This window comes from Halovenus aranensis (assembly GCF_900100385.1).
Lineage (GTDB): Archaea > Halobacteriota > Halobacteria > Halobacteriales > Haloarculaceae > Halovenus > Halovenus aranensis.
The window spans coordinates 1-1,590 of record NZ_FNFC01000050.1; the positions used below are offsets into that span (position 1 = coordinate 1).

At 43.9% G+C, this 1,590-nt stretch carries 1 protein-coding gene; it reads right to left on the bottom strand.

What is annotated here, in order from left to right:
* Positions 1-150: 150 nt before the first annotated feature.
* Positions 151-1,347, bottom strand: a complete 1,197-nt coding sequence (locus BLR34_RS16535) for a glycosyltransferase family 4 protein (RefSeq protein ID WP_092704993.1) — start codon at positions 1,345-1,347, stop codon at positions 151-153.
* Between the last annotated feature and the right edge of the window lie 243 nt (positions 1,348-1,590).

The window sequence follows — 1,590 nt, forward strand, 5'->3', positions numbered from 1 at the left end:
AATACCAAAACTAATAAAACATAACGATAGAACGAAGGATAGTTTACTCCATCTCACGTACCCTCTAGTCTACTTGAGAAATATATAAGCATAACCATCTACTCACGAGAGAGTGTCGACTTTAGTGTGATCGGAAAGTGTAATCAGATATCAACGAATAATAGTGCGGTATTCCTCTGCAACCTGTCTTGCGACCGTATTCCAGGTATAGTTAGCTTTGATTCGCTCGTAGGCGTTTTGACTGAGCTGTTGCAACCGTGTTTCGTTTTTTAGGAGTTCCGTGGTACGCTCTGCCATCTCTTCTGGGTCGTTTGGCTGGGTTAAAATCCCCACTTCGCTCGTGACTTGTTCCGGTATCCCACCTACTGTCGTCGAAACCACTGGCGTTCCTGCGGCCATCGCTTCAAGCACCACTAACGGGAAGACATCGGTTCGGGTCGGAAAGACAAAGATATCTGCTCTTCGGTACAACAGTTTCAGTTGAGATTTCGTCGTGTAACCCACATACTCCAATGAATCTTCCGTTGATTCGATCTTGTTTACGTAGCGTTGGTCTTCTGGTTGGCCTGCAACGATAGTCCGGTGATCGACTTGGATTTCTTTGTGAATCGCTATCAGGTCGTCGATTCCTTTTCCTTTGTGAATTTTCCCCACAAATAGGAGTATGGGTTTATCTTTTGGTATTTGGAATTCCTGCTTTGCTCGTTCTATATCGTTCCCTTCCGGCGGATTTAGTTCAACCCCGTTGGGCGTAACGCTTACCGATTGTTCCGGGAAGTGTTCCAGCAGTAGTTGTTTGTCGTGTTCGGAGAGAGCAAACAAGTGAGCCGCATTTTTCAATACGGATAGGTACGGTTTAAAAAAGCAGTATTCGAAAAAAGGTATTTGCCATCTTGACAGATCTTCACTATCGGGTGTATCCGGCAGTTTGCTAATCCCATGAGTTGTGATACAGTATGGTACTCCTGCTCTTTTACACTTGATTGCCATCTGGATCATTGCAGCCAGTGGTATTGGATTGTGTAAATGAACGATATCATATTCACTAACTTCAATATTACTAGGAACTCGTGTTAATATAAGTACGTTTGTGAGATCGAGATCCTTTTGAAGGGCTATATCAATGGTCTGCTTGAGTGCCGTGACTTGAGGGAGACTGATAACCTCCGAGTTGAGAGATAATTCAGAGAATAGCTCTTGATCATGGGGGCTTTCCATTTTACATATTTTTGACTGAACATGGTTCCCTAGTACATCTCCCAGTTTCAGACCGACACGAACTGCACCACCACGATCCTTCTTTGTATTGATGATTGTCGTCAACGCGTTGATTTGGTGTCGTCCCATAGAATGTTTACTCTTTCCTGCCCACTTTTTAATCGCGACTTTTCGAATGAGGTAATATTATATGATGTCGATTAATAACCTTTTGTATATACCGACATGAGCAAGATGAGAATAGACGGCTGTACTAAGAGGGCTTTTCCTAATGAATGAGCGTGTCATAGAAAGCCTCACAATGGAGGCTGCAGGGTGCAAAATGTGTGTCCAGCACAAGTGCAACCCTGCAAGACGTAGCTTCGGTTGACG